A 24,316-nucleotide genomic window follows, 5' to 3' on the forward strand; every position below is an offset into this window, starting at 1 on the left:
TCGACGTATCGACGCGCGGATTGACATCCGAGAGATCCGACGGGTTTCTCCGGTGTTAACCCGCGACGGCTGTAATGGCTCCTGAGTTCGTTATGCCGGTACCTTGCCCGGCCGCATTCGATTCGTCATCGACACATAAATGCCCGACCGAGAACGGATGGACCATGACCGGTTATCAGATTGCTCGTCTGCCCCTTACGGCCGCGCAGTCCGGTATCTGGCTTTCCCAGCGCCTCGAGCCGACGAACCCCATTTTCAACATTGCCGAATACGTCGAGATCCACGGTGAGATCGACCCGGCGCTGTTCGAGAGCGTGCTGCGACGCACCGTCGCCGAGGCCGAGACGCTGCGGGTCCGGATCGTGGAGGAGGACGGCAGGCCGTCCCAGATTGTCGAGGAGCACGGCGACTGGCCCATGGACCTCGTCGATGTCAGCGGCGAGGACGATCCGCGGGCGAGCGCCGAGGAGTGGATGCGGTCCGAGGCGCGCCGGCCGGTCGATCCGACGCGCGGCCCGCTGTTCGCGTTCGCGCTGTTCAAGGCGGCGGACGACCGCTGGTTCTGGTACCAGCGCTACCACCACATCGTCATGGACGGCCTCGCGCTCTCCCTCGTCGGCGGGCGTGTGGCCGCGCTCTACACCGCTCTGGCGGCGGGGCAGCCCTGCCCGGAGCCGACGTTCGGATCCCTGCGGGAGCTGATCGAGGACGAGGCCGCCTACCGGGCCTCCGACCGGTTCGTACGCGACCGCGAGCACTGGACGACGCGCTTCGCCGATCTGCCCGCCCCCAGCAGCCTCGCCGACCGCCTGCCGAGCCTGCCCCGGCAGCTGGAGCGGCGGACCGCCTTTCTGAACGAAGGGGTACTGGACGCCCTCCGCGCCACGGCACGCGACGCGGACGTCAGCTGGCCCGCCGTCGCCGTCGCCGCGCTCGCCGCGTACATGCACCGGATGACGGGCAACCGGGATGTCGTTCTCGGCCTCCCCGTCGTCGCCCGTGGGGCGATGGCGACCCGCACCGTCCCCGGAATGATGTCGAACGTGCTGCCGTTCCGGCTGGAGGTGCACCCGGGCACGACCGTCGGGGAACTCGTCCGGCAGGCGTCGAAGGAACTGCACCTCGCGCTCAAGCACCAGCGGTACCGCTTCGAGGACCTGCGGCGGGACCTCGAACTCTCCGGTGACGAACACCGCTTGGTCGGCCCGCACATCAATATCGTCATGGTCGACTACGACCTGCGGTTCGCCGGCCACCGCACCACCGTGCACAACCTCGGCGGCGGCCCGGTCGACGATCTGTCGCTCGTCGTGGACGGCCGCGCGGGCTCCGGGCAGGGCCGGAGCGGCGGCCTGAGGATCGACCTGGACGCGAACCCGGACCTCTACGCGTCCGAAGAACTCGCCGCGCACCAGCGGCGGTTCCTCGATCTCCTCGGCGGCATCGTCCGAGCCGGACTCGACGAGCCCGTCGGCGCTCTGGAACTCCTCCGGCCCGCCGAGCGCGAGCAGGTGCTCGTGGAGTGGAACGCCACCGGCCGCCCCGTACCGTCCGTCACCCTGCCCGAACTGTTCGAGGCACAGGTCGCCCGTACCCCACGGGCCACGGCGGTGGTCTTCGAGGACCGTGAGCTGTCCTACGCCGAGCTGAACGCCCGTGCCAACCGGCTCGCACATCTGCTGATCGAACGGGGCGCGGGCCCCGAGGCCGTTGTCGCGCTCTCCGTACCCCGCTCCGACGCGATGATCGTGGCGCTCCTCGCGGTCCTCAAAGCCGGGGCCGCCTACCTTCCCGTCGACCCCGGCTACCCGGCGGATCGGATCGGGTTCATGCTCGACGACGCCCGTCCCGCGCTCGTGCTCACGGTGGCGGGCACCACGGTGACCGAGTCCGGCGCAGCGTGCCTGCCCCTCGACGATCCACGGACGGCCGAACTGCTGGCCGGACAGCCGGTCACCAACCCCTCCGACGCCGACCGCACCACCGCGCTGCGCCTCCAGCACCCCGCCTACGTGATCTACACCTCGGGCTCCACCGGCCGGCCCAAGGGCGTGATGGTGTCCCAGGCGAGCGCCGTCGACCTCGCCGCATGGGCGGCCGACGCCATCGGGCCGCGACAGCTGCGACGCGTCCTGGCGTCCACCTCGCTCAACTTCGACGTCTCCGTCTTCGAGATGTTCGGACCGCTGTGCTGCGGCGGCGGCATCGAGGTGGTCCGCGATCTGCTCGCGCTCACCGAGCGGGCCGGCAGCGGCTGGTCGGGCAGTCTGATCAGCGCGGTGCCGTCGGCGATCGCACAGGTCCTGGCGCACGGCGGCGTGCAGGCGTCCGCGGAGACCGTGGTTCTGGCGGGCGAGGCACTGTCGGCACGCGCGGTCGCCGACATCCGCGCCGCCGTACCGGGCTGCCGCGTCGCCAACATCTACGGTCCGACGGAGGCCACCGTCTACGCGACGGCCTGGTACGACGACGACGTGGACGACGACGGGACGCCGCCGATCGGCCGTCCGGTGTCCAACACGCGTGCGTACGTGCTGGATTCGGGGCTGCGCCCGGCACCGGTCGGGGCGGCCGGCGAGCTGTACATCGCGGGAGCGGGCCTGGCCCGTGGGTATGTGCGTCGTCCGGGGTTGACGGGGGAGCGGTTTGTCGCTGATCCGTTCGGTGTTCCTGGTGCGCGGATGTATCGCACGGGTGATGTGGTGCGGTGGCGTGGGGACGGGAATCTGGAGTATTTGGGGCGTGCGGACGAGCAGGTGAAGATCCGGGGGTTCCGGATCGAGTTGGGTGAGATCGAGGCGGTTCTCGCGGGGCATGTGGGGGTGCGTCAGGTCGCGGTGATCGCGCGTGAGGACCAGCCGGGTGTCAAGCGTCTGGTGGCGTATGTGGTGGGGGACGCGGATCAGGCCGTACTGCGTGAGCATGTGGGCGCCGCACTGCCCGAGTACATGGTTCCGGCGGCGTTCGTCGCCTTGGACGGGCTGCCGGTCACATCGAACGGGAAGCTGGACCGCAGGGCGTTGCCGGCTCCGGACTTCGGCGCGGTGGCGACGGGGCGGGGTCCGGGCAGCGCGCGGGAGGAGGCCCTGTGCGCGGTCTTCGCGGACGTGCTGGGCCTGCCGCGGGTCGGAGTCGAGGACAGTTTCTTCGATCTGGGCGGGGACAGCATCGTCTCCATCCAGTTGGTCAGCCGGGCGCGTAAGGCGGGTCTGGTGTTCACCCCGCGCGATGTGTTCCAGAGCCGCACCGTCGCCGCACTCGCCGCCGTCGCCGTCGAAGCGGAGGAGACACCGGCACGGTCCTCCGACGACGGAGTGGGCCCGGTGGCGCTGACGCCGATGGTGCACTGGCTGCGGGAGCGCGGCGGTCCCGTCGAGGGGTTCCATCAGTCGATGGTGGTGCGCACACCTCCCGGGCTGACGTGGGAGCGGCTGACGGCTGGGCTGCGGACGGTTCTCGATCATCATGACGCGCTGCGGTTGCGGTTGCGGCGTACGGGCGGTGAGTGGGAGTTGGAGTCCCTGCCGCGTGGCGCCGTGGACGCCGCCGCGGTGGTGACACGTGTCGAGAGCGCGGACGCGCTCGGAGACGAGCCGTTGCGGCCGGACGCCGGCGAGATGGTGCGCGCGGTGTGGTTCGACGCCGGACCCGCCGAATCCGGGCGGTTGTTGATGGCGCTGCACCACTTGGTGGTCGACGGTGTCTCGTGGCGGATCCTGCTGCCCGACCTGGCCGCCGCTGTCGCGGGGCAGGAGTTGGAGCCGGTCGGCACGTCGTTGCGGCGCTGGGCCGAGCAGCTCACCGAACTCGCCCAGGACCCCGCCCGGCTCGAAGAACTCCCCCTCTGGACGAGCATCCTCGAAAGGCCCGAGGCACTCCTCTCCCGCAGGCCCCTGCTGAAGTCCCGTGACACCGGCGCCACACAGCGGCACCTCAGGCTGACCCTGCCGTCCGACCGTACGGAGCCGCTGCTCACCACGGTGCCCGCCGCTTTCCACGGTGGAGTCAACGACGTCCTGCTGACCGCTCTGGCGCTGGCCGTCGCCGACTGGCGGCGCCGCAAGAACCGCGGGGACACGGCCTCGCTGCTGGTGGACCTCGAAGGGCACGGCCGTGAGGACATCGGCGGCGGCGCCGATCTCTCCCGTACCGTCGGCTGGTTCACCAGCCTGTACCCCGTACGACTGGATCCCGGCACGCCGGACTGGGACGATGTGGGGCGGGCGCTGAAGCTCGTCAAGGAGCAGCTGCGGGCCCTGCCCGACCACGGCATCGGCTACGGCCTGCTCCGCCACCTCAACCCCGGCACGGCACCCGTACTCGCCGCCCTGCCGACCCCGCAGATCGGCTTCAACTACCTCGGCCGCCTGGAAACCGGCACCGAAACCGACTGGGCCGTGGAGAGCGCATCCGGCGGAGCCGACGACGGCATGCCGTTCGTCCATGCCCTCGAAGTCGACGCGCTGACCCATGACTCGCCCGACGGCGCACAGCTCAGCGCGACATGGACCTGGCCGGAGGCGCTCTTCTCCGAGGACGACATCCAGGACCTGGCCGAGACCTGGTTCCGCGCCCTGGACGCACTCGCCGCCCTCGCCGAACGGCCGGGAGCCGGCGGCCGTACCCCCTCCGACCTCCCGCTGGTCCCCCTCGACCAGAACGAGATCGAACTCCTCGAGCGGTCCTGCCCCCCGCTGGAGGACATCCTGCCGCTGTCGCCGATGCAGGAAGGGCTGCTGTTCCACGCCCTGTTCGACGAGGAAGCCGCCGATGTCTACACCGTGCAGCTCTTCCTGGGCATGGAGGGCGCACTCGATGTGAAGGCCCTGCGCGCGGCGGCGGAAACACTGCTCCGCAGGCACCCGAACCTGCGCAGCGGATTCAGGCACGAGCAGGTGAGCAGAGCGGTCCAGGTCGTCCACCACGAAGTGGAACTCGACTGGGACACCCAGGATCTCCGTGGCCTCGACGCGGACGAGCGATCGGCGCGGCTCACCCGGGTCGCCGCCGAGGAGCGGGCCCGCCGGTTCGATCTCGCCGCGCCGCCGCTGGTGCGGTTCGTCCTCGTACGGCTCACGGACGACCGGTTCCGCCTCGTCATGACGGTCCATCACATCCTGCTGGACGGCTGGTCGATGCCACTGCTGGCGCAGGAGCTGTTCGCGCTCTACGCGCGGGGAGGCGACGACACCGGGCTGCCCCTTCCCACCCCGTACCGGGACTATCTGACCTGGCTCGCGGGCCGTGACGGCGAAGCCGCCGAGCAGGCATGGCGCCACGCCCTCGCCGGAGTCGAGGAGCCCACCCTGCTGGCCCCGACCGGCGCCGACCGCGAGGCCCTGGCGCCCGAACGGGTCGCGCTGGAGCTGTCACCGCAGCTCACCACCGCGCTCGGCGACCGGGCCCGGAACCTCGGGCTCACCATGAACACCGTCGTCCAGGGCGCCTGGGCCGTGCTGCTCGCCCGGCTCACCGGCCGTGAGGACGTTGTCTTCGGCGCCACGGTGTCCGGACGGCCGCCCGAGATCGCCGGCATCGAGTCGATGGTGGGGCTGTTCATCAACACGCTCCCGGTGCGCGTGGAGTTGCGGCAGGACGAGACCCTGGCGCAGCTGCTCACCCGGCTCCAGGAACAGCAGTCCGGGCTGATGGAACACCAGCACGTCGGACTGCGTGACATCCAGCGGCTGACCGGTGCCGGGGAACTCTTCGACACCCTGACCGTCTTCGAGAACTACCCCCTCGACCCGAGCCTGCTGGATGTCTCCGGCACCCGGCTGCGGGTCACGGACGCCGACGCCGACGATGCCACGCATTACCCCCTCACCCTGGTGGTGGTCCCGGGACCAAGGCTGGGCCTGCGCCTCGGCTACCGGCCCGATCTGCTGACCGCCGATACGGTCGAGAGCATCGGGGCCCGCCTCGGCCGGCTCCTCGAAGCCGTCGCCGACACCCCCGACCGGCCGGTCGCGGAGATCGACGTCCTGGACGAGGCGGAGCGTGAGCGGGTACTGGTCGAGTGGAACGCCACGGCTCACCCCGTACCCTCCGCCACCCTCACCGAGCTGATCGAGGCACAGGCCGCCCGTACCCCACAGGCCACGGCGGTCGTCTTCGAGGGCGACGAGCTGTCCTACGCCGAACTCGGCGCTCGCGCCAACCGCCTGGCGCGGCTGCTGGTCGAACGGGGCGCCGGCCCCGAGGGATACGTCGCCCTCGCCCTGCCGCGCTCCCAGGAGCTGATCGTCGCCCTGCTGGCCGTGCTGAAGTCCGGGGCGGCGTACGTGCCGGTCGACCCCGACTATCCCGCCGAGCGGATCCGCTACATCCTCGACAACACCCGCCCCGCGCTCGTGCTCACGACGCGTGACGTGGACGCCGTACTGCCCCCCACCGACGGGACGGACCGGCTCGTCCTGGACGATCCCCGGACCGCGGCGGCCCTGGATGCCCGCTCCGGCACCGATCTCACCGATGCCGACCGGCTCGCGCCCCTCGGTGTCCTCAACACCGCCTACGTCATCTACACCTCGGGCTCCACGGGCAAGCCCAAGGGCGTCCTCGTCCCGCACGAGGGAATCGTCAACCGGCTGCGCTGGATGCAGGGAAGGTACGGACTCGACGCCTCCGACCGGGTATTGCAGAAGACGCCGTCCGGATTTGATGTCTCGGTGTGGGAGTTCTTCTGGCCGATCGTCGAGGGCGCCACACTGGTGGTCGCCCGCCCCGAGGGTCACAAGGACCCGGCGTATCTCGCCCGGCTGATCCGCCAGGAACGCGTCACCACACTGCACTTCGTCCCGTCGATGCTCCAGGTCTTCCTCACCGAGCCCACGGCGGCGGACTGCGTCAGCCTGCGCCGCGTGGTGTGCAGCGGTGAGGCGCTGCCCGGCGAACTGCGCGCGAAGTTCTTCGAGACGCTGGACGTCCCGCTGCACAACCTGTACGGGCCGACCGAGGCATCCGTGGACGTGACGTCCTGGGAGTGCGCGGCGCACGACCCCGCCGGGCCGGTGCCCATCGGCGCTCCGGTGTGGAACACCCAGGTACGGGTGCTGGATTCACGACTGCGGCCGGCGCCGGTGGGCGTGGCCGGGGAACTGTATCTGGCCGGTGTGCAGCTCGCCCATGGGTATGTGCGTCGTCCGGGGTTGACGGGGGAGCGGTTTGTCGCTGATCCGTTCGGTGTTCCGGGTGCGCGGATGTATCGCACGGGTGATGTGGTGCGGTGGCGTGGGGACGGGAATCTGGAGTATCTGGGGCGTGCGGACGAGCAGGTGAAGATCCGGGGGTTCCGGATCGAGTTGGGTGAGATCGAGGCGGTTCTCGCGGGGCATGTGGGGGTGCGTCAGGTCGCGGTGATCGCGCGTGAGGACCAGCCGGGTGTCAAGCGTCTGGTGGCGTACGTCGTCGGGGACGCGGATCAGGCCGTACTGCGTGAGCATGTGGGCGCCGTACTGCCCGAGTACATGGTTCCGTCGGCTTTCGTCGCGTTGGACGCGCTGCCGCTGACGCCCAACGGGAAGCTGGACCGTAAGGCGCTTCCCGCTCCCGACTACGCGACGGTGGCCACGGGGCGCGGTCCCGGCAACGCACGGGAGGAGGCCCTGTGCGCGGTCTTCGCGGACGTGCTGGGCCTGCCGCGGGTCGGAGTGGACGACAGTTTCTTCGATCTGGGCGGGGACAGCATCGTCTCCATCCAGTTGGTCAGCCGGGCGCGTAAGGCGGGTCTGGTGTTCACCCCGCGCGATGTGTTCCAGAGCCGCACCGTCGCCGCACTCGCCGCCGTCGCCGGTGAGGTCCGGGAGACCGCCGTGGAGCCGCCCGACCATGGCATCGGCGCGGTGCCGCTCACTCCGATCGTGCACTGGCTGCGGGAGCGCGGCGGTCCCGTCGAGGGGTTCCATCAGTCGATGGTGGTGCGCACGCCCGCCGGGCTGACGTGGGAGCGGCTGACGGCTGGGCTGCGGACGGTTCTCGATCATCATGACGCGCTGCGGTTGCGGTTGCGGCGTACGGGCGGTGAGTGGGAGTTGGAGTCCCTGCCGCGTGGCGCCGTGGACGCCGCCGGGGTGGTGACACGTGTCGAGAGCGCGGACGATCTGAAGCACGAACCGCTCTGCCTGGAGACGGGCGAGATGGTGCGCGCGGTGTGGTTCGACGCCGGACCCGACGCACCGGGGCGGCTGCTGCTCGTCCTGCATCATCTGGTGGTCGACGGTGTCTCCTGGCGGATCCTGCTGCCCGACCTGGCTGCCGCTGTCGCGGGGCAGGAGTTGGAGCCGGTCGGCACGTCGTTGCGGCGCTGGGCCGAGCAGCTCACCGAACTCGCCCAGGACCCCGCCCGGCTCGAAGAACTCCCCCTCTGGACGAGCATCCTCGAAAGGCCGGATCCCTTGCTGGGCATCCGCCCCCTGGATCCGTCGCGCGACACCGCCGGTACCGTGCGGCACCTCACCCTCACCCTGGCGCCCGACCGTACGGAGCCGCTGCTCACCACGGTGCCCGCCGCTTTCCACGGTGGAGTCAACGACGTCCTGCTGACCGCTCTGGCGCTGGCCGTCGCCGACTGGCGGCGCCGCAAGAACCGCGGGGACACGGCCTCGCTGCTGGTGGACCTCGAAGGGCACGGCCGTGAGGACATCGGCGGCGGCGCCGATCTCTCCCGTACCGTCGGCTGGTTCACCAGCCTGTACCCCGTACGACTGGATCCCGGCACGCCGGACTGGGGCGAGGTGTGGGCCGGTGGTCCCGAGGCCGGGCGGGTGCTGAAGCTCGTCAAGGAGCAGCTGCGGGCCCTGCCCGACCACGGCATCGGCTACGGCCTGCTCCGCCACCTCAACCCCGGCACGGCACCCGTACTCGCCGCCCTGCCGACCCCGCAGATCGGCTTCAACTACCTCGGCCGCCTGCGAGCAGGCACCGAAACCGACTGGGCGGCGGCGCCCGAAGCGGACGGGCTCGGCGGCGGGGCCGATGACGCGATGCCCGTCCCGCACGCCGTCGAGATCAACGCGCTGACCCAGGACGGACCCGAGGGCGCACAGCTCGGCGTGACATGGACCTGGCCCTCGGAGCTCTTCTCCGAGGACGACATACGCGACCTGGCCGGGACCTGGTTCCGCGCCCTGGACGCCCTGGTCACCCATGCCGAACGGCCGGGAGCCGGTGGGCATACCCCGTCGGATCTGACCTTGGTCTCGCTCACCCAGGACGAGATCGACGCATTCGAAGACGAGCTGGAACCCAAAACCGAGTGGGAGATGTCGAAGTGAGCCAGTCCACGGTTGAAGACATTCTGCCTCTGTCGCCCCTCCAGGAAGGGCTTCTCTTCCACGCGGTCTACGACGACCAGGGACCGGACGTGTACACCATGCGGTTCGCCTTCGAACTGGTCGGCCGGGTGGACGCGGAAGCTCTGCGCACGGCCGCGGAGGTCCTGCTGCGCCGGCACGCCAATCTGCGCGCGAGCTTCCGACGGCGCAAGACCGGCGAGGCCGTGCAGGTCATCCGGCGCACCGTGGAACTGCCTTGGGACGTAAGGGATCTGAGCGGTCTCGGTGAGGACGAGCAGACGGCCGGGCTGGCCCGGATCCTGGAGGACGAGAAGGCCCGCCGGTTCGACCTGGCGGCGCCGCCGCTGGTGCGGTTCGTCCTCGTAAAGCTCGCCGACGACCGGTTCCGCCTCATCATGACGAACCATCACATCCTGCTGGACGGCTGGTCGATGCCGCTGCTCGCGCAGGAGCTGTTCGCGCTCTACGCGAACGGCGGCGCCGAAGGCGGACTGCCTCGCGTCACGCCGTACCGCGACTATCTGGGCTGGCTCGCCGGCCGGGACCGCGAGGCGGCGCGGGCGGCCTGGAAGCAGGCCCTCGCCGGAGTGAGTGAGCCGACGCTGCTGGCCCCCGCCGCCGTGGGCGGGGAGCGCGAAGCGGTGGCCCCGCAGCGGGTGATACGGGAGCTGCCGGCCGAACTGACCACGTCGCTCGGGCAGTTCGCGCGCACCCGGGGCCTGACCCTGAACACCCTGGTCCAGGGCGCCTGGGCGGTGCTGCTCGGCCGGCACACCGGACGCCAGGACGTTGTTTTCGGCGCCACGGTCTCCGGCCGTCCGCCGGAGATCCCCGGCGTGGAGACGATGGTGGGGCTGTTCATCAACACCCTGCCGGTGCGGGTCGAGTTGCGGCCCGAGGAGTCCTTCGTCCAGCTGCTCACCAGGCTCCAGGACGAGCAGTCGCGACTGATGGAGCACCAGCATCTCGGCCTGCGCGATGTGCAGCGACTGGTCGGAGTCGGGGAGCTGTTCGACACCCTGACCGTCTTCGAGAACTACCCCCTGGACTCCGAGGGGCTCGAACTTCCCGGTACCGGCGTGCGGATCGGCGGCGTCGAGGTCAACGACGCGACGCACTACCCCGTCACCCTCGCGGTGATCCCCGGCGACCGGCTCACCCTGCGGGTGGACCACCGCCCGGACCTCGTCGGCCCCGACGCCGCCGCGCAGCTGACGGACCGTCTGGTCCGGCTCCTGGAGAGCGCGGTCACCGCGCCCGACCAGCCCGTCGTGACGATCGACGTGCTCGATCCCGCCGAGCGCGAGCGGGTGCTCGTCGAATGGAACGCCACCGGGCGCGACGTCCCGTCGGCCACCCTCACCGAGCTGATCGAGGCCTCGGCCGCCCGGACCCCCGAGAACGACGCCGTGGTGTCCGACGACGGAGCGCTGTCCTACGCCGGACTCGGCGCCCGCGCCAACCGGCTCGCACATCTGCTCATCCGGCGCGGCATCGGCCCCGAGCACATCGTCGCTCTCGCCCTGCCGCGCTCCGTGGACGCCGTGGTCGCGGCGCTGGCGGTGCTCAAGTCCGGAGCCGCCTATCTGCCGGTCGACCCCGACTACCCGGCCGAGCGGATCCGGTTCATGCTCGGTGACGCCCGGCCGGAACTCGTGATCACCACCGAAGCCTCCGAAGCCGCGTCCTCGGACGCCACCGCGCGGCTGGTGCTCGACAGCCCCGGGACCGCCGGCCTGCTGGCCGGGTTCCCGGACACGAACCCCACCGACGCCGACCGCACGACCCCGCTGCGGCTGTCCCACCCGGCGTATGTGATCTACACCTCCGGCTCGACCGGCACTCCCAAGGGCGTCGTGGTCTCGCACGCCGGCCTGCCCAGCTTCTGTGCGGCGGCCGTCGAGGGATTCGCCGTCGAACCGGACAGCCGGGTCCTGCAGTTCGCCTCCCCGAGCTTCGACGCGGCCGTCCTCGAATTGGGCATGGCCCTGACCGCCGGGGCCGCCCTCGTCGTCCCCCCGCCGGGCCCGCTGGCAGGGGAGGCCCTCGCCGACGTCCTGGCCGGGCAGCGGGTGAGCCATGCCCTCATCCCGCCCGCCGCCCTCGCCAGCGTGCCGACGACGACCGCGCTGCCCGGCTTCACCTCCCTGATCGTCGGCGGCGACGCCTGCTCAGCGGACCTGGTGGCCCGCTGGTCCGCCGGCCGCCGCATGGTCAACGCCTACGGCCCGACCGAATCGACCGTCGCGGCCACGATGAGCGGGCCGCTGGCGGGCGCGCGGACGCCACCGATCGGGCGGCCGGTGTTCAACACCCAGGTGCTGGTGCTGGACGCGGGGCTGCGGCCCGTACCCGTCGGTGTCGCGGGTGAGCTCTACATCGCGGGCGAAGGACTGGCCCGCGGCTATCTGCGGCGCCCCGGGCTGACCGCGGAACGCTTCGTCGCCCACCCCTTCGGCGCCCCCGGCGCCCGGATGTACCGCACGGGCGATGTGGCGCGGTGGCGCGCGGACGGCGAACTCGAATACGTCGGCCGGGCCGACGAACAGGTCAAGATCCGGGGGTTCCGGGTCGAGTTGGGCGAGATCGAGACGGTGCTGGCCCGGCACTCCCGGGTGGACCGGGTCGCGGTGATCGCGCGTGAGGACCAGCCGGGTGTCAAGCGTCTGGTGGCGTACGTCGTCGGCGACGCGGATCAGGCCGTACTGCGTGAGCATGTGGGCGCCGTACTGCCCGAGTACATGGTTCCGTCGGCTTTCGTCGCGTTGGACGCGCTGCCGCTGACGCCCAACGGGAAGCTGGACCGTAAGGCGCTTCCCGCTCCCGACTACGCGACGGTGGCCACGGGGCGCGGTCCCGGCAACGCACGGGAGGAGGCCCTGTGCGCGGTCTTCGCGGACGTGCTGGGCCTGCCGCGGGTCGGAGTGGACGACAGTTTCTTCGATCTGGGCGGGGACAGCATCGTCTCCATCCAGTTGGTCAGCCGGGCGCGTAAGGCGGGTCTGGTGTTCACCCCGCGCGATGTGTTCCAGCACCGTACGGTGGCGGCGCTCGCCGCCCTGGCCGCACCCGTGGAGCAGTCCGCGAAGCGGACCCCCGACGACTCGGGCATCGGCGTGGTCCCGCTCACCCCGATCGTGCACTGGCTGCGCGAACGCGGCGGCCCCGTCGACAGCTTCCACCAGTCGATGCTGATCCGTACCCCGGCCGGACTCGACCAGGAACAGCTCACCAAGGGGTTGCAGGCCGTACTCGACCACCACGACGCCCTGCGGCTGCGGCTCACCCGCGCCGGAGGAATCGTGTGGGGTCTCGAAGTGGCCCCGCGTGGCGCGCTCGATGCCGCCGGATGCCTGACGCGGGTGGACGCGACCGGTCTGCGCGGTGCGGCACTGCGTTGTGTGGTGGCCGGGCGCGGGGGCACCGAGCAGGCGCGGTTGTCCCCCGAAACGGGCGCCATGGTGCGGGCCGTGTGGTTCGACGCGGGACCGGACGACTCCGGCCGGCTGCTGCTCGTCCTGCACCACCTGCTGGTCGACGGCGTCTCCTGGCGGATTCTGCTGCCGGACCTGGCCGCCGCCTGCCAGGCCGCGATGGAGGGTACGCGGGCCGAACTGGAGCCGGTGGGCACCTCGTTGCGCCGCTGGGCCGAGCAGCTCACCGCTCTGGCGCAGCACCCCGCGCGGCTGGAAGAGCTGCCGCTGTGGATGTCCGTCCTCGACGCCCCCGACCCGGTGCTGGGCTCCCGGGCCCTGGACAGGGCGCGCGACACCGTCGCGACGGTGCGGCACGTCAGCCTCACCCTGCCGCCCGAGCGCACGGAACCCCTGCTGACGACCGTGCCCGCCGCCTTCCACGGAGGCGTCAACGACGTCCTGCTGACGGGTCTGGCGCTGGCCGTCGCTGACTGGCGCCGTCGCCGGAGCGACGACGAGGCGGCCGCGCTCCTCGTCGACCTGGAGGGCCACGGCCGCGACGACGTGGTCGGCGGCAGCGATCTGTCCCGTACCGTCGGCTGGTTCACCGATCTGCACCCCGTCCGCCTCGACCCGCGAGTACGGGACTGGGCCGATGTGTGGGCCGGCGGTCCCGAGGCCGGCCGGGCCCTCAAGCAGATCAAGGAACAGCTGCGGGCCCTGCCCGACAACGGCATCGGCTATGGGCTGCTGCGCTACCTCAACCCGCAGACGGGACCCGCCCTCGCCGGTTTCCGTACCCCGCAGATCGGCTTCAACTACCTCGGACGCTTTCCCACCGCCCCCAAGGAGAACGGGGACTGGGCCGTGGCCCCGGAGGCCGGCGGCCTCGGCGGTGGCATCGACCCGGAGATGCCGGTCCCGCACTCCCTGGAGATCAACGCGCTGACCCAGGACCACACCGACGGACCGCGGCTGACCGCGACCCTCTCCTGGCCCGGCGACCTGCTCTCCGAACAGGACGCCCAGGACCTGGCAGAGACCTGGTTCCGGGCCCTCGACGCCCTGGCGGCCCACGCCGGAGCGGCGGAGGCCGGCGGACACACCCCCTCCGACCTCCCGCTGGTCTCCCTCACCCAGGCCGAGATCGACACCGTGGAGCAGGCCCGCCCCGGCCTGGCCGACCTGCTGCCGCTGTCGTCCCTTCAGAAGGGCCTGTTCTTCCACGCGCTCTACGACGAAGGAGCGGCGGACGTCTACACCGTGCAACTGCTGCTCGACGTCGAAGGCCCGCTGGACACCGGCGCCCTCCAGGGCGCCGCGCGGGTCCTGCTGGAGCGGCACGCCAACCTGCGGGCCGGTTTCTGGCACGACGGCCTGCCCGAACCCGTCCAGTTCGTGCCCCGTGCGGTCCCACTGCCGTGGTACGAGCACGACCTGTCCGCCGTGTCGGACGCGGAGCGGGACGGTGAGATGGAGCGGCTGCTCACCGAGGACCGTGCCCGCCGCTTCGACCTGACCGCGCCCCCACTGCTCCGCTTCACCGTGATCCGGATCGCCGCCGACCGGTACCGACTGGTGCTGACGAACCATCACATCCTGCTGGACGGCTGGTCCACACCGCTGCTCGCGCGGGAACTGTTCACGCTGTACGCGCGGCGGGGAGGCGACGCGGAGCTGCCGCGCGTCACCCCCTACCGGGAGTATCTGGCCTGGCTCGCCGACCAGGACCAGGGCGCCGCGCACGAGGCGTGGAAGCAGGCCCTGGACGGTGCGGAGCCCACCCTGCTCGCGCCCGTCGGCCCCGGTCGCGCCCCGGCGGTGCCCCGGACGGTCACCGTCGATCTGACCCAGGCGCTCACCACCGCGCTCACGGAGCGGGCCCGCGGCCTCGGGCTGACCGCGAACACCCTCGTCCAGGGTGCCTGGGCGGTCCTGCTCGGCCGCCTCACCGGGCGCCAGGACGTCGTGTTCGGCACCACGGTCTCCGGCAGGCCGCCCGAGATCGCGGGCATCGAGTCGATGGTGGGGCTGTTCATCAACACCCTGCCGGTCCGTGTCGCGCTGCGCCCCGAGGAGTCGTTGGCGTCGCTGCTCACCCGGATGCAGGACCAGCAGGCCAGGCTGACCGAGCACCAGCACCTCGGACTCACCGACATCCAGGGCATCACCGGCACCGGCGAACTCTTCGACACTCTGAACGTGTTCGAGAACTACCCGCTCGATCCCGCCACGATGGAGCTGCCCGGCACCGGCCTGAACATCCTCGGGATCGACGGGCGTGACGCCACCCACTACCCGCTGACCCTCGTCGCGCTCCCCGGTCGCGCCCTGGAACTGCGGCTGCACTACCGGCCGGACGCGCTCGGCCGCGAGGCCGTCGAAGGGATCGGGGACCGGCTGCTGCGGCTGCTGGAACTCATCACCGTGGATCCGCACCGGCCGGTCGGACGGATCGACGTGCTCAACGCTGAGGAGCGGGCCCGGCTGCTGACGGAGTGGAATGGTGCCGTACGCCCCGGCTCCGAGACGGCCGGGTCCGTCCAGCGGCGCTTCACGGAGCAGGTCGCCCGCACTCCGGACGCCGTCGCGCTGTGCGGCTGGGACGGCCGACAGGTCACCTACCGCGAACTCGACGTGCTCGCCAACCGGCTGGCGCACCGGCTGATCGCCGACGGCGTGGGGCCGGAGAGCCGGGTGGCGATCTTGCAGGAACGTTCTGTCGGTCTGGTCGCCTCCATCCTCGCCGTACTCAAGGCGGGCGGCGCCTACGTACCGCTCGACGCCCGCTATCCGCGGGCACGGCTCCAGCTGATCGTGGCGCAGACCGGCGCCACCGTACTGCTCACCGATCTGGCCAAGCTCGACGACGCCCGCGGCTTCCCGCACGACGCCCGGCTGCTGGTCGTCGACGACGACCCCGCGCTGGCCCATGAGCCCGGCACCGATCCCGGCGTCGACAGCCACCACGAACAGCTCGCCTACGTCATGTACACCTCGGGCTCGACCGGCACGCCCAAGGGCGTCGCCGTCACCCACCACGACGTACTGAGCCTCGCCTTCGACCGGTGCTGGGACACCGGGAACCACGAACGGGTGCTGCTGCACTCGCCGCAGGCGTTCGACGCCTCCACCTACGAGCTGTGGGTGCCGCTGCTGCGCGGCGGACAGCTCGTCGTGGCGCCCCCCGGCGAACTGGACGTCCACGATCTGGCCCGGGTCGTCGTGGAGCGGCACATCACCGGACTGTGGCTGACGGCGGGCCTGTTCCGGATCCTCGCCGAGGAACGGCCCGAGTGCTTCGCGGGGGTCCGGGAGGTCTGGTCGGGAGGCGATGTCGTCCCGGCGCCCATGGTCCGCAGGGTGCTCGACGCCTGCCCGTCCACCGTCGTCGGTGACGGCTACGGCCCGACCGAGACCACCACCTTCGCCACCCACCACCTGATGCGCGCCGAGGACACCGTCCCCGGCACCGTCCCGATCGGAACGCCGCTGGACAACATGCGGCTCTACGTCCTGGACGACGGCCTCGCCCTCACCCTGCCCGGCGTCGCGGGCGAGCTGTACATCGCGGGCGCGGGTCTCGCCCGCGGCTATGTCGACCGCCCCGGACTCACCGCCGAGCGATTCGTCGCGGACCCGTTCGGGCCCGCGGGCGCACGGATGTACCGCACCGGAGACCTGGTGCGGTGGACCGGTGGCGGAGTGCTCGAATTCGTCGGCCGCGCCGACGAACAGGTCAAGGTCCGCGGCTTCCGGATCGAGCTGGGCGAGATCGAGGCGGTGCTCGCCGGCCACCCCGGCCTCGCCCAGGCCGCGGTGATCGTCCGGGAGGACCGGCCGGGGGACAAGCGCCTGGTCGCCTACACCGTGGCCGAGGTCCGTACCGATGCCCCGGACGCCTCGGCCCTGCGCGACCACGCGGGCGCCGCGCTCCCCGAGTACATGGTCCCGGCGGCCTTCGTCGCGCTCGACTCCCTGCCCGTCACCGCCAACGGCAAGCTCGACCGCAAGGCCCTGCCCGCCCCGGACTACGCCGCCGCCTCCACCCGCCGCGCACCGCGCACGCCCGAGGAGCGCATGCTCTGCGAGGTGTTCGCCGAGGTCCTCGGGCTTCCCGAGGTGGGCATCGACGACAGCTTCTTCGACCTGGGCGGCCACTCGCTGCTCGCCACCCGGCTGGTCAGCCGGCTGCGGTCCGCCTTCGGTGTGGAACTCGCGGTCCGCAGCCTGTTCGAGGCGCCCACCCCGGCCAGGCTCGTCGAATCGATCGCCGGAGCCGCACGCGCCCGTACCGCGCTACGCCCCGCGCCACGGCCCGAACTCGTCCCGATGTCCTACGGCCAGCACCGCCTGTGGTTCCTCAACCGCCTGGAGGGCGCGGCCTCCCCGTACAAGATCCCGATCGCGCTGCGGCTGCGCGGGCAGCTGGACCTGGCGGCCCTGCGGGCGGCGCTGGGCGATGTGGTCGAGCGGCACGAGTCCCTGCGTACCGTCTTCCGGGAGACCGGAGGAACACCGCACCAGGTGGTGCTCGACGCTTCCGAGGCCACCCCGGTCGTCACGGTGACCTCCCTCGCACAGGAGCAGCTCCCGGGCGCGATGCTGCTGGCGGTGCAGCCCGGATTCGACCTGGCCGTGGACCCGCCGCTGCGGGCAGACGTCTTCGAGATCGGCCCCGACGACCACCTACTGCTCCTCGTCCTGCACCACATCGCGGGCGACGGATGGTCGATGAACCCCCTCGCCCGCGACTTCTCGGTGGCCTACACCGCCCGGCTGCGCGGCGAGGCCCCGCGGCAGGACCCGCTGCCCGTGCAGTACGCCGACTACAGCCTCTGGCAGCGCGAGGTGCTCGGCGAGGAGTCGGATCCCGACAGCCCGCTCTCCCGTCAGCTCGACTTCTGGACCACCACCCTCGCCGGGCTCCCCGACGAACTGGAACTCCCCTCGGACCGGTCACGGCCCGCTGTCGCCGGCTACGAGGGCGGCACCCTGCTCTTCCGGCTCGACCCGGAGCTGCACCGGGGGCTCCTGGGGCTCGTACGGGACAACGGGGCCAGCCTGTTCATGGTGGTGCAGTCCGCCCTCGCGGCGCTGCTGACCCGGCTCGGCGCCGGTGACGACATCCCGCTGGGCAGCCCGATCGCCGGGCGCACCGACGAGGCCCTGGACGATCTGGTCGGCTTCTTCGTCAACACCCTCGTACTGCGCACGGACACCTCGGGCGATCCGACCTTCCGCGAACTGCTCGGCCGCGTACGGGACACGGACCTCGCCGCCTACGCCCACCAGGACACCCCGTTCGAGCGGCTCGTCGAGGTGCTCAACCCGGCCCGCTCGATGTCCCGCAACCCGCTGTTCCAGGTGATGCTCGTCCTGCAGAACAACACCCAGGCGGATCTCGCCCTGCCGGGACTCGATGTCACCATCGAGACGGCGAGCGCCCACGCGGCCCAGTTCGACCTGTCCTTCGACCTCACCGAGCGCTACGGACGCGACGGCGACCCCGGCGAACCGGACGGCCTGGACGGCCGGTTCGACTACAGCACCGATCTCTTCGACCGGACCACGGCGCAGCGGCTGCTGGGCTGTTTCGTCCGGCTCCTCGAAGCCGCCGTCGCCGAACCCGACCGCCGCGTCGGACAGTTCGACATCCTCGACCCGGCCGAGCGCGGACAACTGCTGCACGACTGGAACAGCACCGCACGCGACGACAGCATCACCGGAGCCGTGGAACGGATAAGGGAGATCGCGGAGCTGCGCCCGCACGACATCGCCCTCGTGGACGACACCGGCTCCACCGGCTACGCGACGCTGGTCGCCCGCGCGAGCGCCCTGTCGCGCAGGCTGCTGGCGGGCGGCGCGGGCGAGGGCTCCATCGCGGCGATCCTGTCCGACCGCACGGCCCGGGTGCCCGCCGCGGTGCTCGGTGTGCTCGGGATCGGCGCTGCCTACGTGCCGCTCGACCCGCGCGCCCCGCTGGCCCGCAGCGCGGGCATGCTCGCCGACAGCGGAGCCCGCTGGCTGCTGGCCGCCCCCGAACACCTCGACCGGGCCGCCGAACTGGCGGCGGCGACCGACGGTCCCGTTCAGATCCTGACGCTCACCGACGACGCCGACACCGAGCTGCTGCCCCTGGCCGGCGGCCCGGACCACCTTGCCTACGTGATCTTCACCTCCGGCTCCACGGGCCGCCCCAAGGGCGCGATGGTCCAGCGGCGCGGCATGGTCAACCACCTTCTCGCGAAGGTCGAGGACCTCGTGATGACGCGGGACGACAGCGTGGTGGCCAACGCCCCGCTGACCTTCGACATCTCCGTGTGGCAGATGCTGGCCGGCCTGGTCGCGGGCGGCCGGGTGCGACTGGTCGGGGACGACACCGCCCTCGACCCGCAGGCCCTGTTCGGCCGGGTCGCCGACGAGCGCCTCACCGTGCTCGAAGTCGTCCCCTCCCTGCTGCGGACCGCCCTGGACGCGTGGGACGCGGGCGCCGAACCCGTCGAACTGCCCTGCCTGCGCTGGCTGATGGTGACGGGTGAGGCCCTGCCGCCCGACCTGTGCACCCGTTGGTTCGCGCGTTACCCGGGGATCCCCCTGGTCAACGCGTACGGCCCGACGGAGTGCTCCGACGACGTCACCCACGCCGTCATCGACAGCGAGACCCCGCTCGGCGGTGTCCGGGTGCCGATCGGCTCCACCATCCGCAACACCCGGCTCTACGTCCTCGACGACCGGCTGCGGCCCGTGCCGGTCGGCGTACCGGGCGAGCTGTACGTGGGCGGCGTCGGCGTCGGCCTCGGCTACCTGGGCGACCCCGTGCGTACCGCCGTCGCCTTCGTCCCCGACCCGTTCGCCGCCGCCGACGAGCCGGGCAGCAGGCTGTACCGCACCGGCGACCGGGTGCGTCATCTGCCCGACGGACAGCTGGAGTTCCTCGGCCGGCAGGACCACCAGGTCAAGATCCGCGGCCAGCGCATCGAACTCGGCGAGGTGGAGGCCGCGCTGCGCGCCGTCCCCGGAGTGACCGACGCCGTGGTCACCGTCGGCACCGACCCCGCGGGGCAGAGCCGGCTCGTCGGCCATGTCGTCGGCGCGGTCGATACCCGCGAGGTCCGCGCACGCCTGGCGGGCGCGCTGCCGGAGGCGATGGTGCCTGCGGCGCTCGTCCTCATGGAAGGCGCACTGCCGCTCACCCCCAACGGCAAGGTGGACCGCAAGGCCCTGCCCGCCCCGGACTTCGCGCACTTCGGGACGGGAGCAGGCGGGCGCGCGCCACGCACTCCGCAGGAGGAGATCCTGTGCGATGTCTTCGCCGAGGTGCTCGGTCTGCCGCGGGTGGGGCCCGACGACAACTTCTTCGACCTGGGCGGCCACTCGCTCCTCGCCACCCGCCTGGTGAACAGGATCCGGTCGGCCTTCGGCGTGGAACTACAGGTCCGGGCCCTGTTCGAGACCCCCACGGTCGCCGGCCTCGCCGCCTCCCTCGGAGTGTTCGGCTCCGGCAGGCGGGCCCCGGCCCCGGTGGAGCGGCCCGAGCGGGTTCCGCTGTCGTTCGCCCAGCGCAGGCTGTGGTTCCTCAACAGGTTCGACGGGGACAGCGCGGCCTACAACGTGCCGCTCGCCCTGCGCCTCACCGGTGAGCTGAACCGTGACGCGCTGCGCGAGGCCCTCGGCGATGTCGTCGGGCGCCACGAGAGCCTGCGCACCGTCTTCCCCGAGACCGCCGGCTCCGACGCGGACGGCGGTGCCCATCAGCGCATCGTGGACGCCGAGGCGGCGAGGCCCGAACTCCCGGTCATCGAGGCCGAGGAGGCGGTCCTCATGGAGCGGCTGACCGCCGAAGCGGCGAAGGGCTTCGACCTCGCCCGCGAACTGCCCCTGCGTGCCCGTCTGTTCGCCCTGCGCGCGGATGAGCACTGCTTGCTGCTCGTCATGCACCACATCGTGAGCGACGGAGCCTCCGCGGCGCCGCTCGCCCGCGACCTCGCCGCCGCCTACGAGGCGCGGTGCGCGGGCTCCGCCCCGCGCTGGACCCCGCTGCGGGTGCAGTACGCCGACTACAGCCTGTGGCAGCGCGACATGCTCGGCGACGAGTCGGACCCGGACAGCCCGATCTCCCGGCAACTGGACTTCTGGCGCGGCCGACTGGGCGGACTGCCGGACCAGCTGGAACTGCCCACCGACCGTCCCCGCCCCCCGGTGGCCGGTCCGGAGGGCGGCACCGTACCCGTCGTGATCGGTCCGGAGCTGCACCGGCGGGTGGTCTCACTCGCAAGGGAGAACCGGGCGAGCGCCTTCATGGTGGTGCAGTCCGCGCTCGCGGCGCTGCTGACCCGGCTCGGCGCCGGTGACGACATCCCGCTGGGCAGCCCGATCGCCGGGCGCACCGACGAGGCCCTGGACGATCTGGTCGGCTTCTTCGTCAACACCCTCGTACTGCGTACGGACACCTCCGGCAACCCCACGTTCCGTGAGCTGCTCGGCCGCGTCCGGGAGAGCGACCTCGCCGCCTACGCCCACCAGGACATGCCGTTCGAGCGGCTGGTCGAGGTGCTCAACCCGGCGCGGTCGCTGTCCCGGCACCCCCTCTTCCAGATCGCCCTGGCCTTCCAGAACCCCACCGAGGTCGGCCAGGAGGTGACCGGCCTCACCGTGGCCGCGCAGCCGCTCGGCATCGGCGGCGCCAAGTTCGACCTGTCGGTCAGCCTCAGCGACCGGCGGAGCGACGACGGCACCTGCCAGGGCATCGAGGGCCAGATCGTCTACCGTACGGACCTGTTCGACGCGGACACGGTCGCCACCCTCGTCGCCCGGCTCGTCCGGCTCCTCGACGCGGCCGTCACCGACCCCGACCGGCCGATCGGCGCGATCGGGCTCCTCGACGCCGCCGAGCGCGAGCGGACGGTGGTGACCTGGAACGACACCGCCACCGAGGTGCCGAGGGTGACGCTTCCCGAGCTGTTCCAGGCCCAGGTCGCCCGTACCCCCGACGCCCCCGCGCTGGTCTTCCGCGGCGAGGAGATCTCGTACACGGAACTCAACGCCCGCGCCAACCGGCTCGCCCGGTATCTCGTACGGCGCGGAGTGGGGCCCGAGCGGTTTGTCGCGGTCGCCCTCCCCAGGTCGGCACATCTGGTGGTGGCCCTGCTCGCCGTACTCAAGGCGGGCGGCGCCTATGTGCCCGTCGACCCGGAGTACCCGGCCGAGCGGATCGCGTTCATGCTGGCCGACACGGACCCGGCCCTGCTGCTCACCGACGCCGCGACGGCCGGTGAACTCCCGGACATCGAGGCGCCGCGCATCCTGCTGGACGACTTCGGCACCGACCTCGGCTCCGAGCTCGGCACCGACGGAGATCCGGCGGGCTTGCCCGGCACCGATCTCACCGACGCCGACCGGCTGACGCCGCTGCGTCTCGCCAACCCCGCCTACATCATCTACACCTCGGGATCCACCGGGCGGCCCAAGGGCGTGGTGGTCCAGCACACCTCGCTCACCGACTACCTCGTCTTCGCCGGAGGCGACTACGAAGGCATCCGAGGAACGGCCCTGCTGCACTCGCCGATCTCCTTCGACCTGTCGGTGACCGCCACCTACGTGCCGCTGACCGTGGGCGGCACCGTCCATGTCGTCGCCGACCTCCAGGACCCCGAGCCCGGCACCGCCCAGGCACTGCGGCAGCGCCCGTGCACCTTCCTGAAGGCCACGCCCAGCCATCTGCCGGTCCTGGGCGCGCTGTCGCCGGAGTTCTCACCGTCCACCGAACTGCTGCTCGGAGGAGAACTGCTGCTCGGCGAACTCGTCGACGAATGGCGCGAGAACCACCCCGGCACCACCGTCCTCAACATGTACGGGCCCACCGAGACGACGGTGAACTGCAGCGAGTACCGGATCGAACCCGGCCAGGAGATCCCCCCGGGCCCGCTGCCCATCGGCGGCCCCATGGCGAACACCCAGTTCTACGTGCTGGACGCCCATCTGCAACTGGTACCGCAGGGAGCACCGGGAGAGCTGTACGTCGCGGGCGACTGCCTGGCCCGCGGCTACCTGGGCCGCCCGGACATGACGGCCGCGCGATTCGTCCCCAACCCGTTCGGCGCGCCCGGCTCCCGGATGTACCGCACGGGGGACGTGGTGCGGTGGAACGCGGACGGCACGCTGTTCTTCCTGCGACGCGTGGACGACCAGGTGAAGCTGCGCGGCTTCAGGATCGAACTCGGCGAGGTCGAGGCCGTCGTCGACCGTCATCCGGACGTCGCCAGGGCCGCGGTGATCGTACGCGAGGACCGCCCCGGCGATCAGCGCCTCGTCGCCTATGTGATCGCGGAGCAGGGCGCCGAACTCCCGCCCACCGCCGTACTGCGGCAGCATGTCGCCGCCGACCTGCCCGAGTACATGGTCCCGGCGGCGTTCGTCCCGCTCGACGCACTGCCGCTGACGCCCAACCGCAAACTGGACCGGGGGGCACTGCCCGCCCCCGATCTCGGAGCGGGCACCGGCGGACGGCCGCCGCGCACCCAACAGGAGCGGCTGCTCTGCGAGTTGTTCGCCGAAGTCCTCGGGGCCCGACGGGTGAGCATCGACGACGGCTTCTTCGACCTCGGCGGCCACTCGCTGCTGGCCACCCGCCTGATCGGCCGGGTGCGCTCGACCTTCGGCGTGGACATCGCCCTCCGTACCCTGTTCGAGGCACCCACCGTGGCGGAACTCGCGCGGCGGCTCGACGGAGCGGGCGGCGAAGGGGACGACGCGCAGGGCGCGTTCGAGGTCCTGCTGCCCCTGCGCCGCGGGGGAAACCGCCCGCCGCTGTTCTGTGTGCACCCCGCCAGTGGCTTCAGCTGGTCGTACGCCGGGCTCATGCGCCACCTCGGCCCCGATCACCCGATCTACGGGCTCCAGTCCCGGGGCATCGCCGAACCGGGTGAACTGCCCACGACGGTCCAGGAGATCGCCGCCGACTACCTCAAGCAGATGCGTACGGTGCAGCCCACCGGCCCGTATCTGCTCCTCGGCTGGTCCTTCGGCGGACTCGTGGCCCACGCCATCGCCGACCAGCTCCAGCGGGAGGGCGAGAAGGTCGCCCTCCTCGCCATGCTCGACTCCTTCCCGAGGCTGCGGGCGGAGTCCATGGACGACGTCCTGTCCCAGCGGGAGTTCCTCGCCGGGATGCTCGAACTCGCCGGATACGACCGGGAGAGCCTCGGCGAAGAGCCGCTGGAGTACGCCCGTGTCACCGAGATCCTCCGGCAGCAGGACGGAGTGCTCGGCTCCCTGGAGGAACGGCATGTGGCCGCGCTCCACGAGGTCTTCGAGAACAACTCGCGGATCGCGCGCGGCCATGTGCCCGGGATGTACGTCGGCGATGTCCTCTTCTTCGAGGCCGAACTCGGCAAGCCCGCGGACGCGCCCGGACCCCAGGTGTGGGCGCCGTTCCTGGAGGGCTCCATCGACAGCCACCCCGTCAAGGCCACCCACGACGACCTGACCCGGCCGGGCCCGCTGGCCGAGATCGGCGCGATCCTCGCCGACCGGCTCCGCGACCTCACCTGACCCCCCTGAACCGACAAATGATGCCCCGAACCGACCAAGTGATCCCCCGAA

Annotated in this window: 2 protein-coding genes; both read left to right on the top strand. The window is 71.7% G+C overall.

Translation table 11 applies throughout. The annotated features are described in order from the left end of the window. The first annotated feature begins 164 nt into the window (after nucleotides 1-164). A complete protein-coding gene (locus tag ACIOJD_RS13835) occupies nucleotides 165-9,275 on the top strand; it encodes an amino acid adenylation domain-containing protein (RefSeq protein WP_401912354.1) in 9,111 nt (3,036 codons plus the stop codon). Continuing rightward, the gene (locus ACIOJD_RS13840; protein ID WP_401912356.1) at nucleotides 9,272-24,265 is read left to right on the top strand and encodes an amino acid adenylation domain-containing protein; all 14,994 of its coding nucleotides are present in this window, start codon (nucleotides 9,272-9,274) and stop codon (nucleotides 24,263-24,265) included. The genes ACIOJD_RS13835 and ACIOJD_RS13840 overlap by 4 nt, the downstream gene beginning before the upstream one ends. Nucleotides 24,266-24,316 lie beyond the last annotated feature (51 nt).

This window comes from Streptomyces sp. NPDC088116 (assembly GCF_044741745.1).
Classification (GTDB): domain Bacteria; phylum Actinomycetota; class Actinomycetes; order Streptomycetales; family Streptomycetaceae; genus Streptomyces.

Excerpts from the sequence above, each read along its gene's own strand:
- ACIOJD_RS13835 (WP_401912354.1), top strand. The coding sequence starts at position 165 with ATGACCGGTTATCAGATTGCTCGTCTGCCCCTTACGGCCGCGCAGTCC.